The organism is Undibacterium sp. CY21W (genome assembly GCF_014284265.1).
GTDB classification, from domain to species: domain Bacteria; phylum Pseudomonadota; class Gammaproteobacteria; order Burkholderiales; family Burkholderiaceae_D; genus Undibacterium; species Undibacterium aquatile.
Map to the genome: position 1 here is coordinate 455815 of NZ_JACOGE010000002.1, position 13916 is coordinate 469730.

Sequence of the window (13916 nt, forward strand, 5' to 3'; positions counted from 1 at the left end):
GTTAAGACGAATGTGAATATCAAGGAAATGATGCGCATCTCCTCAGCGAGGAATCAGCTTATTGTCTTGCTGAAGATTTCACGGTCTATCGGGTGGCTGTTGTCGGCCGTTTGCAGTAGCGGCAAGTGCCTGCATGAAGCGGAAATATAATGAGTGTCCGGGAAGTGTCCGGCGACTGTCCATTGTTTGTCCGGCAGCGGCAGCGCGGACAGTGCCTTCACCCAATCCAGCAGACCGAATGACCAGAGCCCGCTGGTGCGGTAATCCAAGGTCAGTCCGGCCCACGGCTGTACACGAATTTGAAATTGAATTTGAAATTGAAAGTGATCCAACGACAGCTCGGCTTGCACACCGCAACCACGGCAAACGTCTGCTGCATGCAGACTGGTGATCTCTTTAAATTCGACGCGGCGGATACTCTCTCGCTGATCGGGGCTCAGCAATACCAGCGACAACAATAACAAAGCGATCGCACACACCAACTCAGTCGATCTCTGGCACAACCAGAGCCAGCGTTGCGGCCTGACATTTGTTTTCGCTGTGTCTCTCATGATCACCTTCCTCCTCTGTGTTGCCAGAGGTATTGCAGAAAGCGTGCCACAAAATAGAAAACTTTAAACCCTTGATTTTATTCAGATTTAATTCAACGGACCTGAATAAAAGTGATAGTCCGGACAATAAAATGAAGTGACCGGACACCTCGCGGACGTTCAGGCTGCTTATGTACCTGAAGTTTTATGGCAATGACTGGAATGACCCAAAGCCTTGATAATCGGGCACTGAGCCTGCTGCGGCGCCGACGCACAGGCATCAATCAGTTGCGCCAGCATCGTTTCCATTTTTTGCAAATCCGCCAGCTTGGCGCGTACCTGATCAAGGCGCTCACTGGCAATATCCCGTATCGCTGGCTTATCGTTACTGTCTTCGAGCATCAGCAAATGCGAAATTTCCTCCAGCGAAAATCCCAGTTCCTGCGCCCGTTTGATGAAGCGGATGCGCTCGGCATCCGCCACAGGATAGGTGCGAAATCCAGAGCTCACATCGGGTACTGCCAGCAAGCCCCGGCGCTGGTAGTAGCGTATAGTCTCGACGCCCACGCTGGCGGCTTTGGCCAATTGTCCTATGGTGTATTGATCTGAAGCAGACATAAATAAAAAGTCCTTGACTCTGTTCTCAGGTACGGAGTCTATGATACAGCGGATAGTCGATTAAGGAGAATAGTCATGACCGACAAGCATCAACATAGCGGCAATTGCTGCGGACAATCTGCATCAACGCCTGCGTCCTCACCGTCGTCAGCACCAGTGCCGGAAGAAAAAAAATATACCGATCCCGTATGTGGCATGCAGGTGGCGAAGAATACTGAAAAAACTGCGCGCTTCCAGGGCGTCGCCTATTATTTCTGCAGTCAGTCATGCGTGAGCAAATTCACGGCTGCACCTGAAAATTATGTCAAAGCCAAACGCGTCATCGGTATGGGCAGCGTTCCGGCGGCATCTGCCTCATCTTCTGCCACATCTGCTGCTGTAGCCGATGCGACGACTGCAACTGTTGCGGCGACGGCAGCGCCAGTGGTACGTGAAGTCAGCCGGGTCAAACCGGCGGTTGGCAGCTCTTGTTGCGGCGGCAGTCATGTTGCAACAAATAGTATGCAACACGACCCGCAAGGCGCGCATAAAGATCCAGTCTGCGGAATGACGGTCAATGAAAATAGCCAGCATCAGTTCGTGCACGCTGGTCAAACCTACTATTTCTGCTGCGACTCGTGCAAACAGAAGTTCAGTAAAAATCCGCAGACATATTTAAATCCGGAGCAGGCACCTGCGGAAAAACCGGTTGCCAAAGATGCGATTTACATGTGTCCGATGGATCCGGAAATTGAGCAAATCGGCCCTGGTATCTGCCCTATCTGCGGTATGGCGCTCGAGCCGAAAGAAGCCATTATCGAGGAAGATAACAGCGAACTTCTCGATATGAGCAGGCGCCTGAAAATCAGTATTGCTCTCAGCCTGCCCTTGTTACTGCTGACGATGGGCGACATGCTGCCCGGTATTTCTTTCCATGATTTACTGGGCATGCATGTCTTCGACTGGCTGCAGTTTGCATTGGCAACACCTGTTGTCGTATGGCTGGGGCGGCCATTTTTTGAACGGGCAATCGCCTCCTTCAAAAGCGGCAATCTGAATATGTTCAGCCTGATCGGCGTCGGCACTGCGGCGGCGTATCTGTTCAGTCTGTTTGCGCTGCTGTTTCCGCAAGCGCTGCCGGACGCATTCAAGATGAATGGCATGGCGCCACTGTATTTTGAAGCCGCCGCCGTCATTATCTGTCTCGTTATTCTGGGCCAGGTGCTGGAGTTACGCGCCCGCTCGCAAACAAATCAGGCCATCAAATCTTTGCTGGCACTGACCCCGGCAACAGCCATACGCATTGCCGCCGATGGCAACGAAACTGAAATCCCACTCGACAAAGTTCAGGTCGGCGATCTGCTGCGCGTCAAACCCGGCGCCCACATTCCGGTCGACGGGCTGCTGGTCGATGGACATTCGCATGTTGATGAGTCGATGATTACCGGCGAACCGATTCCGGTTGGCAAACAGGCCGGAGATAAACTCAGCGCCGGGACCATCAATCAACAAGGCAGCTTCAGCCTGCGGGCCGAAAAAATCGGCAGAGATACGCTGATCGCGAAGATCATCGATATGGTGAATCAGGCTGGCCGTTCGCGCGCACCGATACAAAAACTCGCCGATAAAGTGGCCGGTTGGTTTGTGCCTGCAGTCATCGCGGCGGCGATACTGGCGTTTATATTATGGGCCGTCTTCGGCCCCGCCCCGGCACTGGCGAATGGCTTGATGGCAGCCGTATCCGTGCTGATCATTGCCTGCCCTTGCGCACTCGGTCTGGCAACGCCGATTTCGGTCACCGTCGGTATCGGGCGTGGCGCGGTCGAAGGCATATTGATCAAAGATGCCGAAGCACTTGAACGTCTGGAAAAAATCGACACGCTCGTCATTGATAAAACCGGCACTCTCACCGAAGGCAAGCCAACGCTGCAGGAGTTCATCGTCGCAGATGGTACGAATGAAGAGGAATTATCAGCAATCGCGCTGGCGACAGAACAGCAAAGTGAACATCCTCTGGCGCAGGCAGTGGTGGATTTTATCCGCAAAAAAAATATTACCGCAGCCAGCATCAGCGACTTTAAAGCCATCAACGGCAAGGGTGTGCAGGCAACGTTCAACGGACAGCAGATATTGCTCGGCAAACCTGCGCTAATGGAAGAAAACCATGTCAGCTTGCAGGAATTCAGCCCTCGTATACTTGAGTTGCAGCAGCGTGGTCACACGGTCATGGTGATGGCAGTCAACGCCAAAGCAGCTGCGCTGATCAGCGTGGCCGATAGCATCAAAGCCAGCAGCCTGCAAGCCGTGCAGCAGTTACAGCAACAAGGAATCCGCGTGATTGTACTGACTGGCGACAACGCACAAACAGCACAGGCAGTGGCAACCCAATTGGGATTAAACGAGGTACATGCGGATGTGCTACCGGAAGACAAATTCCGTTTCATTCAGCAATTGCAGCAACAGGGATGCATGGTTGCGATGGCCGGTGACGGCATCAACGATGCGCCAGCACTGGCACAGGCGAATGTCGGCATTGCCATGGGTACCGGCACCGATGTCGCTATGCACAGTGCGCATGTGGTGCTGGTCAAAGGTGATCTGCGCGGCATTGCCAAGGCCCGCACGCTGAGCCGGAATGTCATGCGCAATATCCGTCAGAATCTGTTTTTTGCGTTTGCCTACAATTTTATCGGCGTGCCAGTTGCAGCCGGCGTGCTATTCCCCTGGTTCGGCATCCTGTTAAGCCCGATGATTGCCAGCGCAGCGATGAGCCTCAGTTCGGTCTCGGTCATCAGCAATGCCCTGCGGCTGCGTTATACCCGCCTCTAAATCAAGCATAATTCACAGTAATTCACTGCCGTTCAGGCATCATCAATCAGGAACAGGAAGTGCGCAATGCACTTCCTGTTTTTCTATTTACAGCAGGATCAGCAACCTTCATCAGGACGCAAGTCCTTGTCACATCAACGTCATCTGCCGCTGCTAGCATCGCTCTCCGACACTCACACTCCCTGGACATCTGTCGGTACCGTTATCGTTTCTGACCGTAGCAGGAAAACCTGCCAACGACATCCATCAGCTAGCCGGGCGATCGCCGCAATGTATCGAATACTTCACTAACCTTTGCTGACCCATGATGAAAAAAACTCCCCTGTCAGTGCTTTTACTCAGCACTTTGTACGCCCACGGCAGCTATGCCCAGACTGTTACCACCACACCGATTGAGCATGTGATTGTATTGGTGGGTGAAAACCGGACATTTGACAATCTGTACGGCGTGTATCAGCCAAAAAAGAAGCAGACCATCTCTAACCTGTGGTCTAAAGGCATTGTCAAAGCCGATGGTTCGCCAGGGCCAAACTACCATCTGGCAGCGCAGAAGACAGCGGAAAATTTTACGGCCTATACCCCGACGCCAACCGTCAAAGCTACTTATCCAAGCCTGCCCCAGCCGTATGCTGCCGGTGCTTTCGGCCAGCGTCATGACGTACCGGATGCGCGTTTTCCGGCAGACATGCCTAATGGGCCCTATCAGATTACCAAGCACGTCAGCTACGGTGCACATACCGGCGATCCGGTGCACCGTTTTTTCCAGATGTGGCAACAGATTAACGGCGGCAATAATGACCTGTTTGTCTGGGTCGCAGAAATGACGGGGGTTGGTCCAAGCAATGCCCCGATTCCTTTCGCCCCTGGTCGCACCTATCAGGGTGGCATTGCGATGGGCTTTTACAATATGTCCACCGGCGATGCGCCGACCTTCAAAAAACTGGCCGACAACTACGCGATTGCCGATAACTATCACCAGCCTATTATGGGCGGCACCACCGTTAACTATCTGGCGCTGGCAACCGGTGACGTGACCTTCTATACCGATCAGGGCAAGCCTGCGGTGCCTCCTGCGAAGATGATAGAGAACCCTGATCCACAGCCAAACACCAATAACTGGTACACCGAAGACGGCTACCGTGGCGGCACATATATTCAGTGCGCTGATCTATCGCAACCTGGCGCTGCCGGTATACACGCCTTTCTGAAAAAACTACCGTATCAGGCATTCAATCAGGGCAATTGCGCGCCGGATACCTACTACATGGTCAACAATATGGACCCGGCCTACTCGCCACTGGGTGAACCGCTGGCACTGGGTGCGGATAAATTTTTGCTGCCGCCACAAACGATTCCTCACATCGGCGATGCGCTGACTGCTGCCGGTATTTCCTGGAAATGGTACAGCGGTGGTCGTAATGACGGTAAGAATGTGGACAAAGAGTATTGCGCCATGTGCGATACGCCGTCGTTCTTCACGTCAACCATGACCGGGCCAGATAAAAACAAATTACAGGATATGCATCAGTTTTATGTCGATGTAAAAAAAGAGGAGAAATCCTTCCCTGCTGTTTCTTACATCGCGCCTTACGACAGCCTGTCCGGTCATCCCGGCTATGCCTCGGAATCCAGTTTTGATGAACTGGCTGCCGATGTGATCGCCCGCGTCAAAGCCAATCCGGAACTATGGAAAAAAACCGCGATCCTGATCACCTTCGATGAAGGCGGTGGCTATTACGATTCCGGCTATGTGCAACTGATTGATTTCTTCGGCGACGGCACACGTATCCCGCTGGTTGCAGTGTCACCATATGCGAAAAAAGGGCATGTCGATCATACTTATTACGATCACGCATCGATACTGAAATTCATACAGCGCAACTGGAAGCTGGCACCACTGTCGAAACGCAGCCGCGACAATTTGCCGAACCCCATCGTGGATAAGAAAAATCCGTATGTGCCGCTGAACCGCCCTGCACTGGGCGACCTGATGGGCATGTTTGATTTCAAACAGAAACCGTAAGCGCAGGCACAACCGTCATCATCCGCGTAAAAAAACAGGTATGCAGCGATTGCTGTTTGCCTGTTTTTTTATTGTCTTTCAAATGATGGGCTTTCAAAAAAATGGCCTCAGATATTACGTTCAAGACTGGATAACAGGTCGTAAATATGTCCTCGTGATGACCTTATTGATGATGTTGTTGCTGAAATGTAGCGAGTATTTCTTCCAGTTTAAATTCACTTTCCTGTCATATTGGCTGACTACACTTTGCCGCGTTGACGTCCGGAAACTTCTGCTTTTCAACGCATTAAAAGCACATTGCTTCCGCGCTTCTTCAGATAAGTATCAGATTAACTGATACCCGCTCTGCAGAACCGCCTGAAGGCACACAACATCTTCGCATTCTTATTCATCATCGACTCAGGAACCCAATCATGGCACCCAAACTTCGTCGTTCCCCGCTGTATCTGATTTTGCTGCAAGTTTTTGCTGCTCCCGCATTCGCAGAAGAAGCACCTGCAGACGTTGTCAACGTCGTTATCTTCGGCCAAGGCAATACACGTCAGGTACAAGACGTTTCCAAAAAAGACCTGGCGCTGGCTTTACCTGGCAGCAGCCCACTGAAAGTCCTGGAAAAACTACCTGGCGTCAGCTTCCAGTCTGCTGACCCGTTCGGTGCCTATGAGTGGTCTACACGTTTCAGCGCACGCGGTTTCAATCAGAGTCAAATGGGCTTCACGCTGGACAATGTGCCACTCGGCGACATGAGCTACGGCAACAACAACGGTCTGCATATCAGCCGTGCAATTTCATCTGAAAACATTGGTCGCGTGACCTTGTCTCAAGGTGCTGGCGCAGTTGGTACGGCATCGACCAGCAATCTGGGCGGTACCGTGCAATTCTTCTCATCTGTACCGACAGATGAATTCGGCATCACGGGCTCGCAGACGATTGGCAGCGACAAAACCTATCGCACCTTCGCACGCGTTGATACCGGTTTGCTGTCTTCCGGCACTAAAGCCTATCTGAGCGTGACGCGTCAACGTGCAGAAAAATGGAAAGGTGCAGGCGCACAGGATCAGGATATTTTTAACTCCAAACTGGTACAAAAACTGGGCAACAGCAAGCTGACGGCCTTCTTTAATTACTCAGACCGTAAAGAAGTCGACTATCAGGATTTGTCGGTAGAAATGGCAAACCGTCTAGGCTACGACTGGGATAACTATGCACCGGACTGGCAGCGTGCCGTCAATGCCGCCAAAGGTGTGTATACCGGCAAAGTTAATAGCCTGGATGATGCGTATTATCAGGGCAGCGGCTTGCGTAAAGACAGCCTGCTCGGCGCGACACTGGATAACCGCTTTGGTGACGACGTCTATCTGAAAACAACGGCTTACCACCACAGTAATGAAGGTCAGGGTCACTGGTACACGCCTTACACGCCTTCAACGAATGGTCTGCCAATTTCTATCCGCACCACAGAATATTCGATCAGCCGCAACGGTGTGATTGCCGACCTGACAGCCGAACTTGGCCAACACACATTCAATGGCGGCTTCTGGGCAGAGAGCAGCCTGCACACACTGACACGTAATTTTTATAATGCCACTGGCGGACAGGATACCAACGAGTTCCTGACCAATCCCACATCAACTGGCTTCAAACAAAATTTCACGACCACGACCACTCAGTTCTACGCACAGGATACGATTTCCCTGATGGCGGATAAGCTGAAACTGAATGTCGGCTTCAAATCTCCGAACGTCAAAATCAATGCCGTCAACGTGGTCGGTACCCGCGCGGCCGGTGATCTGACCGCTTCTAAAAACTTCCTGCCGCAATTGGGTCTGAATTACGCACTGACGAAATCCGATGAACTGTTCCTCAGCTTATCGGAAAATATGCGCGCCTATCAACCGGGTGTCAGTGGCCCGTTTTCTCAGACACAGACTGCATTTAATCTGAGTGCCGGCACGATCAAACCAGAAACATCGAAAACTATCGATGCCGGTTATCGCTTCAAAACTGATAGTCTGGTCGGTTCCGTCGCAGCCTATTTCACACGTTTCGATGACCGCCTGATGGCAGTCGCTACTTGCGCGGGCATTGTTGGTTGTCCAAGCACATTCGTCAACGTTGGTAAGGTAGAAGCCAAAGGTATCGAGGCGGCGGCAATGTGGACGCTGGCGAAAGACTGGTCTCTGTTCAACTCGCTGACGTATAACGATGCGCAATATAAATCCAACTATATGGACGGCAAAACGCTGGTCGATATCGCTGGAAAACAGGTTGTTGATTCACCAAAGCTGATGTTCAAAACTGAACTGTCTTATGAAACGCCACAATGGTTTGGCCGCGTCGGTGGAAAATATACAGACAAGCGTTTCTACACCTACAGCAACGACGCCAGCGTTCCTGCATACTGGGTCATGAATCTGTCAACCGGTTACAAACAGAAAAATCTGGGTGGCATTAAAGATTTCTCGATTCAGCTGAATGTTGAAAACCTGCTCAACAAACAATACTTCAGCACCATAGGTTCAAATGGCTTCCAGACCTTTGATCCAACCGGCACTGCACAGACCTTGCTGTCCGGCGCACCGCGTCAGTTATTCGTGACTGTCAGCGGCAAGATCTGATTGACGCTTTGACCCGGCTGTCCGCTCTCAGCAGATAGCTTTATTCAACGCCCCGTATCTGGCACGCTGGCTACGGGGTGTTTATCTATGCAACAAGCAACGCGCACAGCATAGCAAAAGCATCACAGCACAGGCTGGCGAACAGGTAAAATACGCGCCTCTGTTATTGCCTTTTGTTGTCCGGACATATTTATGCGTTTGCGCTTCTCTCTGTTGTTGCCACTTCTGATTTCATCTGCACTCGCTCAGCCTGCTCACCAGAGTCCGGCGACAAAAAAAGGAAATCAAAAAAATTCTGTTCCCACAGCCGTCACCATTTATGCCGCCGGTGACATTGCCGATTGCCGGAAAAAACCGGCTGCGGAATCAGTCGCCGCACGCACCTCAGATATGATCGCCAGTGCGTTGGAAAAAGACAGCAATGCCATCGTGATCACGCTCGGCGACAATACTTATCCTATCGGTAAGCCGGAGGAGTTCAGCGACTGTTATGACCCGACCTGGGGACGCTTTAAAGAGCGCACGCTGCCATCGCCGGGCAATCATGAATATGGCATGCCGAAAGCACTGGGCTATTATAATTATTTCGGTGAGATCGCCGGGCCAGAGCGGCGCGGCTATTATGCGAAGCACGCAGGTGCATGGCAGATACTCTCGCTCAACAGTAATCTTGATCCTGCACAGATGGAGAAGCAGGTGAGTTGGCTGAAAGAAGAACTCAGTCATAGCAAACAAACGTGCACACTGGCGTTCTGGCATCACCCTGCCTACAGCTCCGGCGGACACGGCAACAACCCGCACATGCACAGCATCTGGAAAATCCTGGCGGCAGCCAAAGCAGACATCGTACTGACGTCTCACGATCACGATTACGAACGATTTGCACCACTTGATAGTAACGGCGACAGGGACGATAAAAATGGCATCCGCAGTTTCGTCGTCGGTACTGGTGGCGCTAAACTGACACCGATGTTTCTGCCAAAAGCGGCAACCGAAATCCGCGACAACAATACGCATGGCGTGTTGAAACTGACGCTGCAGGAAAAATCCTATGAGTGGGAATTTCTGCCAGTACAGGGGAGCAATTTCAGCGATAAAGGCAAGGGAAGCTGCCACTAAGATTCACACTTAGTCTCAACAATAATGCGGCTTAGCGAGGTATTCTGCCTGCTAAGCCGCATTTTTATTAAGTCTTGCAAACGAATTTAATGATTACTGCTCTGCCGTGATCCCGCGTATACGTCAGCGGTGATATTCCTCATTTCAAAATCAATTCCAAACCGGCATTTTTTTAGGACTATACTTAACTACGGCTCAACGACTTGGTGCGTTTTATCTGATTGATCGCCCGGGTTGTCCCTTCCCGCGTCCGCCAGACGCATTACGGAGTCGTCATGCATATTGAAGAAACACTGAGACTTGATTTTAAAGACGTGTTGATCCGTCCCAAGCGCTCTACCCTTACATCCCGCGCCCAAGTTGATTTAAACCGGGAATTCGTCTTTCACCATTCCGGCAAAACCTACAACGGTATTCCGATTATCGCTGCCAACATGGATTCCACCGGCACCATAGAAATGGCGCGGGCACTGGAAGGCCATCAGTTATCAGTCGCCCTGCACAAGCACTACGACGAGGACACACTGGTCAGCTATTTCTCGACGCTGGAAAAAAAATCGACCGCGTTTTATTCGATGGGCATTACACAAGCTGACTTTGAAAAATTTTCAGCTGTCATGGCTCGCGCAAAAAATGCGATTGAATACGTCTGCATCGATGTGGCGAATGGCTATACCGAAGGTTTCATTAATTTCGTTAAAAAGGTACGCGCCACTTACCCTCATCTGACCATCATGGCGGGCAATGTGGTGACAGGTGATATCACCGAAGAATTGATCCTTGCCGGCGCTGATATTGTCAAAGTGGGCATAGGCCCAGGCTCGGTCTGCACCACCCGCAAAATGACAGGTGTTGGTTATCCGCAACTATCGGCGATTATCGAATGTGCCGATGCCGCACATGGTCTCGGCGGGCAAATTTGTGCCGATGGTGGCTGCGTTGTTCCTGGCGATCTGGCAAAAGCGTTCGGCGGCGGTGCCGATTTCATCATGCTGGGAGGCATGCTGGCTGGCCACGATGAATGCAGCGGTGATCTGGTCGAGCGGGACGGCCAGCAATTTAAACGCTTCTACGGCATGAGCAGTCGCGCTGCGATGGACAAATATGCGGGCGGCGTTGCGAAATATCGTGCATCGGAAGGAAAAGAAGTATTGATTCCCTACCGTGGCCCGGTAGAAGCCAGCCTGCAGGATATCCTTGGCGGCGTACGCTCTGCCTGCACCTATGTCGGCGCACATAAACTCAAAGAGCTGACTAAACGCACCACCTTTATCCGGGTCACTCAGCAACTCAACGAAGTATTCGGTAAATCCTGATACCTGCCTCACCTTCTCTTGCCACGCAACACTGCAAGGCAAGAGAAGCGTCATCCACGCTGATTTATAGCGCACAACAGCAACAATTCAGCACTAATCAAGTGCATAACACCCGTACCCGTTGGTGACGGTTACCGGTAAACATCCTGTTCAAGTCTGGAAACAGCCTGATTTTTTAAAAGATATCCGCTGGCACAATTCCTGCTGTGATTTTTTTCAAAACAATAGTGACATTGAAAGAAGTCATCACAAAAATATTGCTATAGAAATTATTCCATGTCAGGATAGGAATATATCTTTTATACAATTAACTTCCAATTGAACTGAATTTTCTTTTGCGAAAAATATAAAAAGCCGGGTGATATCGGCACAAAGCACTAAAAGATATTGATGCAGCAACCGATTTGTATAGGGAGAAATATGAATAAGGTAGTTCAACAACCAGCGCATAAACGCCGCACGTCTGCGTTCGCCATACTTTGTACCGGTGTATTGATTACGGCGTGTTCCAAGACACCGCCACCAGAAGAAGCACCCAAGGAAACCGCTGCCTCCGCCGCCTCAGGTGAAATGCCGACAGGTCTGGTCAAAAATCCGGTCAATCACGGGCATGTCGCAGACGTAACAAAATGGATGGATCAGGCATCCAACAAAACGGCGGCACAAATCGCGCAGGAAGAAAAACTGCTGAAAGAAGCCAAAGAAAAAGAAAAAGAGAAGCAGGCGCTGGAAGCAAAACGCGCGCAGGAAAGTAAAACACCTCCAGCTAAACCTTCACCTGTTGCACGGGAAGTCTTGGCAGCCGCCTCGACCCCGGCTCCCGCGCCGGCACCTGTCGTGACGAAACCGGTAGAAGCACCCCCGGTTGTCGCTGCCGCCCCTGCTCCGGTTGTTGCAAAAGCAGCAGAGCCAGAGCGCATCGTATTAAAACTGCTGAACAGTGTTCAGCCTAAATACCCTGCAAGTGCGGCACGTGCAGGCGTGACTGAAGGTGTGGTCAGCGCCAAAATTCATGTCGAACCGGATGGCAAAGTGTCGCAGGTGGAGATTTTGAAAGCCCGCCCGCCCAGGCATTTTGATAAAGAAGTCATTGCTACAGTGATGCAGTGGAAATACGCGCCGATATCGAGAGCGCAGACAACGGTCACCGAGTTTAATTTCAAAATAGACTAGGCCTCTGCACGGCAAATATGCCGCTCCGCTAAACCGCTCTGCTAATCATCAAAAAGCCCTGATCGCTTCACGCTGATCAGGGCTTTTTGATGTTGGATGATAAAGATGGATAATTGCTTGTGATTACTGCTTGCTGACCAGACCCAGTTCAGGACCAGACATCAGTTTTTCAATATCCAGCAAAATAATCATACGGTCATCAATGTCGCCCAGACCAACCAGATAATCAGAGGAAAACGTCGTTCCCATATCTGGCGGCGGTTTGATTGCCGAGGCTGGCAAGGTCACAACGTCAGACACACTGTCAACGATCATTCCTATGACATGCCCGTCGATGTTGAGCACGATCACCACAGTCGAAGCGTCAAACGTCGCCTCTCCGGTCGCGAAACGCAAACGCATGTCTATCACGGGGACAATGACGCCGCGTAAATTCATTACGCCTTTCAGGTATTCCGGCGCATTTGCAATCCGCGTCAGTGCTTCAAAATTACGAATTTCCTGGGTCAGTAAAATCGGAATACCGTATTCCTCGGAGCCCAATCGAAAAGCAAGAAATTCCTGATCTTTCTGGATCGCCTGACGATCATCAGAATCTGCTTTTGTTGCGCTAAGTTCAGCAACGCTCATTGTTCTGTTCCTTAAAAAAAATTTAAAACAAAAGACGTCAAGGTGTTTATCTGCCTGCGTTCTGATGAGATTAAGACGATGTGATGTATCGCCGCACACCACTCTCGTCAAAATATTTCCTTAAGGCACTAATTTTACTTGATTTATGCTTGCTCAAGCGGCTTTTAACTTATTTTTCAAGCTGCGCTAATTGACGCAGAACATGTGCTGCCGCCATTAAACCGAACGATGCCGTCACCACTACGGAAGAGCCGAAACCAGCGCAGTTCAGGCCGCTTATACCATTGGTGCTGCCAGCGCTGTCAGTACTGCTGGCATCAACCTCACACGCCTCAGCCGTTTCCGGCATCGTCAATGCTTCCATAGAAAACACCGCGTCGATACCGAATTTACTTTTTGTTCCACGCGGAAAACCGTGATTCTGTCGTAAGCGCTTGCGCACCAGCGCCAGCAAGGGTTCCTGCTCGGTGCGCGATAAATCACGAATTTCTATCTTGCCGGGATCAGTCTGTCCACCGGCTGCGCCTATCGTAATCAAAGGAATCGCGTGCTGACGACAATAAGCGATCAATGCCGTTTTTGCCTTAACGTTGTCAATTGCATCAATCACATAATCAAAACCATGCTGTCCCAGCATCGCATCAAGGTTGTCCGGCGTCACAAAATCTTCAACCTCAGTCACCTGACAAAAAGGATTGATTAAGGCTATCCGCTCCGCTAAGGCTGTCACTTTGGCTTTCCCCAGAGTGTCACTGGTCGCCTGTATCTGGCGATTAACATTGGATTCGGCAACGTTATCGAGATCGATCATCGTAATACGCCCGATAGCACTGCGGGCAAGCGCTTCCACAACCCATGAACCGACACCGCCAACGCCGATCACGCAGACGTGAGCGGTCGTAAAACGTGTCAGGGCATTGCTGCCATATAGCCGTGCGATACCGCCAAAACGACGATCAAAATCAATGTCAGAATCTTGTTGCATAATAAGAAGAAATTTAAAATCAGGCGCCATTTTACAAGACCACGGTTGATGTGTCGCAAGCAGGTCTACAATGGGTATTGCATAATGATGATCAAC

At 50.9% G+C, this 13916-nt stretch carries 10 protein-coding genes; 6 read left to right on the plus strand and 4 right to left on the minus strand.

Annotated elements, in window-relative coordinates:
• Positions 1-53: 53 nt before the first annotated feature.
• On the minus strand, positions 54-551 hold the full coding sequence (locus tag H8K29_RS06670) for a hypothetical protein (protein ID WP_186896939.1): 498 nt from the start codon (positions 549-551) through the stop codon (positions 54-56).
• Between the two features lie 168 nt (positions 552-719).
• Positions 720-1148 (minus strand): MerR family transcriptional regulator, encoded by a 429-nt coding sequence (locus H8K29_RS06675; protein WP_186896940.1) that lies wholly within the window; start codon positions 1146-1148, stop codon positions 720-722.
• Positions 1149-1223: 75 nt separating this feature from the next.
• On the opposite strand from H8K29_RS06675, the gene H8K29_RS06680 reads away from it, so the two are divergent.
• The 6 genes from H8K29_RS06680 (at position 1224) to H8K29_RS06705 (ending at position 12205) form a co-directional block, all read left to right on the plus strand.
• Positions 1224-3956 carry a heavy metal translocating P-type ATPase gene (locus H8K29_RS06680; RefSeq protein ID WP_186896941.1) on the plus strand — a complete coding sequence of 911 codons (2733 nt, stop codon included), beginning with the start codon at positions 1224-1226 and terminating at the stop codon, positions 3954-3956.
• A gap of 307 nt (positions 3957-4263) precedes the next feature.
• On the plus strand, positions 4264-5979 hold the full coding sequence (locus tag H8K29_RS06685) for an alkaline phosphatase family protein (RefSeq protein WP_186896942.1): 1716 nt from the start codon (positions 4264-4266) through the stop codon (positions 5977-5979).
• 413 nt (positions 5980-6392) lie between these two features.
• Positions 6393-8597, plus strand: a complete 2205-nt coding sequence (locus H8K29_RS06690) for a TonB-dependent receptor (protein WP_186896943.1) — start codon at positions 6393-6395, stop codon at positions 8595-8597.
• Between the two features lie 192 nt (positions 8598-8789).
• On the plus strand, positions 8790-9716 hold the full coding sequence (locus H8K29_RS06695) for a metallophosphoesterase (RefSeq protein ID WP_186896944.1): 927 nt from the start codon (positions 8790-8792) through the stop codon (positions 9714-9716).
• 275 nt (positions 9717-9991) lie between these two features.
• Complete coding sequence (locus H8K29_RS06700) at positions 9992-11032, plus strand: GMP reductase (protein ID WP_186882970.1); 1041 nt, start codon at positions 9992-9994, stop codon at positions 11030-11032.
• Between the two features lie 420 nt (positions 11033-11452).
• Positions 11453-12205 (plus strand): energy transducer TonB, encoded by a 753-nt coding sequence (locus H8K29_RS06705; RefSeq protein ID WP_186896945.1) that lies wholly within the window; start codon positions 11453-11455, stop codon positions 12203-12205.
• A 123-nt stretch (positions 12206-12328) separates the two neighbouring features.
• On the opposite strand, the gene H8K29_RS06710 is transcribed toward H8K29_RS06705, so the two are convergent.
• Both H8K29_RS06710 and tcdA read right to left on the minus strand, forming a co-directional pair.
• Entirely contained in the window at positions 12329-12835 is a 507-nt protein-coding gene (locus H8K29_RS06710) for a chemotaxis protein CheW (RefSeq protein WP_186882968.1), read from the minus strand.
• A gap of 169 nt (positions 12836-13004) precedes the next feature.
• On the minus strand, positions 13005-13820 hold the full coding sequence (gene tcdA, locus H8K29_RS06715; protein WP_186882967.1) for a tRNA cyclic N6-threonylcarbamoyladenosine(37) synthase TcdA: 816 nt from the start codon (positions 13818-13820) through the stop codon (positions 13005-13007).
• Between the last annotated feature and the right edge of the window lie 96 nt (positions 13821-13916).